Below are 2,451 nucleotides of genomic sequence, written 5' to 3'. Positions count from 1 at the left end.
AGTTAGAGTCGATAGAAGCCTTGCGACTTTTACCTCTCCTTCAGAACGGTACGTGATACTTTCGCATCATTCCGCTCCTTGATAATTCCATCCTTGTTATGGATACGATTCAAGACTAACTATCGGGTTTTAACACCTTCTTTAGGATGTATTGACCCGTCTGTTACAGTCTTTGTGTCATGGCAGTGTTTATGCAGAAGTTGTAGATTATCGTAGGTATCCTTCCCACCTAACGATGTTGGTTTAATGTGGTCAACTTCTACAATGTCTGTACTGGTAAAGTACAAACCGCAGTGAGAACAGATACCCTTTTGTTTCTTGATTAACTTTGATACTCTGCTTGGGGTATCCGGGCTTTCGCCTCTTCGCTTACTCGAGTAAACCCAGTCTCCATTAAACGGACTAGCCTCTCCCTTGACCTTGGTATGCCTTACGATTGGCGTACTTACATGGGTGAGTAATTCTATTCCATCCTCTGTACTGAAACACCAATTTTGGTCGCCTACTTTTCGCCAGTATTTGTCCTTGTTGGTGTTACCCTTTCCCCTTGATTTAGCCCAGGATCTTAACTTCTGCCATGTTAGCCAATCTACCTTATTAAAGGTTTTCTTACTAACTCCTGTCGACTAGGACTTTTACCAACCCCTAATTCTCGGATTCAGCTTACTAATTAAAGCAGCTTGAGGAGCGGTTTTCTGGGTGTCTATTACTTCAGCAATCTTGGCTAAATGAGTTTTACCCTTGGCTTTTGAGGGGTTGATTAATGTATTAAAACCTAGCTTAAAGTGTCCATTTGATGCTGCACGGTAATTGCCTACCTTATGCTGCTGTACATCGAATCCTAAGAACTCAACCCCAACATTTCCATCCATCTCAATGAGGGAGTGGGTTATTTTTGTCTGACTTGGTTTTAACTCCACCCCCATATCATATAACCATTCTGCAATTATCTCCAGGCATTTCTTGACTACGTTAAAATCCTCATGGATGATTACGAAGTCATCAGCATATCGGATTAGGCTAAGGGCATTACGGTTATCCCGTTTGTATCCTTTTATTGTTTCCGCGTACTGTTTTATTCTTTCTTCCATACCGTGTAAGGCAATGTTCGCAAGTAAAGGTGAAATTACCCCGCCCTGTGGTGTACCCTCATTAGTAGGGAATAATTCATTTTCTACACAGTACCCTGCTTTTAGCCACATCTTCAATTGGCGGCTTAGAGTGGGGTATGTGTGTATTTTGGAGAGTAATGCTTTGTGGTCTATACGGTCAAAGCATTTGGCAATGTCAGCATCAAGCACGTATTTGGCTTTTTTACTAATACTGTCGAATATTGCTCGGATCGCATCATGACAGGAGCGTCCTGGTCTAAAACCATAAGAGTTTGGCTCGAATTTTGCCTCCCACTCAGGTTCTAACGCAAGTTTAACTAGCGCTTGTAGTGCGCGGTCGTTTATCGTTGGGATTCCTAATGGTCTAGTTTCAGTAGTGCCGGGTTTAGGAATTATTACCCTACGAGTGGGTTTTGCCTTTCCGGTTAACTTTAACTTGTTTACCAGGTTAATACGTTGCTTTGGGGTCAATGTTTTCACACCATCCACACCAGCAGTATTTTTACCTTGGTTATCTTGTGTTACCCTACGTACCGCGATACATTTTGCAGACCATGACCTAATCAGGATCTTCTGAAGTTTGCGAACTGCTTTAACATCGCCACGTTCACTCGCTTGGAATATTCGATGAAAGCAACTTAAAAGTCACCCTTTCTAGCTTTCGCCAATTGATGTCTTTCCACTCCACCGTCTGATTGTTCAGCGTTTTAGATATATTCATTGCTACTTGTTCTACTCCGTTGGAATTACCGTGGATCTGTCAGCATATCCCCCGCATTACCGAGGGGATTCGCTTCTGATACAATCCCTCTCCGAATTATCATTCGTTAGCTACTTACTGGTTATCGACCTTTACCAGAGATAATTAGGAGTTACTTCGTTCCGATTACACATTTGTTTAAGTCTTTAGCGCGATGCTTTCCATCGGGTTTCTGGGCGGTGCTTATAAGTCGGGGTGTTAAACGCTTATGCCCTATCCTTGCCTTTTGGCTTGGTGTTAATCAGTCTTTACCGTGTTTTCTCAACGGGTTTATCCTTGATTTAGCCATTACACCATTTACAATTACGATGGTTCGGACACATCTTTGCTTTCGCTACCCATGGACTCTTGCTTGACAGTTACCAAATTTGGCTTTCAGTAGTTCTGTCTTTTAACCCCGCTTTAGCCTATTGGTTGCTACCCAACAAACTAGGGGTTATGCTTTCACCTCTGCACTTGAGGGGGAGGACTTGACTCACGGAGTCTCACCTCCAAATGTAACCAGTTATCACCAGTCTCATTAACTGGGTTAACCGTCCCGTAAGCTTTTCAGCTACTTTAGGTTAAACGAATCGCACA

At 42.8% G+C, this 2,451-nt stretch carries 1 pseudogene; it reads right to left on the bottom strand.

Going from position 1 to position 2,451, the window contains the following annotated elements:
* Positions 1-119: 119 nt before the first annotated feature.
* Positions 120-1,833 (bottom strand): annotated as a pseudogene (ltrA, locus tag MiSe_RS48570) (group II intron reverse transcriptase/maturase).
* Positions 1,834-2,451: the final 618 nt, after the last annotated feature.

Source organism: Microseira wollei NIES-4236 (assembly GCF_020521235.1).
Lineage (GTDB): Bacteria > Cyanobacteriota > Cyanobacteriia > Cyanobacteriales > Aerosakkonemataceae > Microseira > Microseira wollei.
Note: the sequence above shows the minus strand (reverse complement) of the source record. Positions and strands in the feature narration are given on the sequence as shown.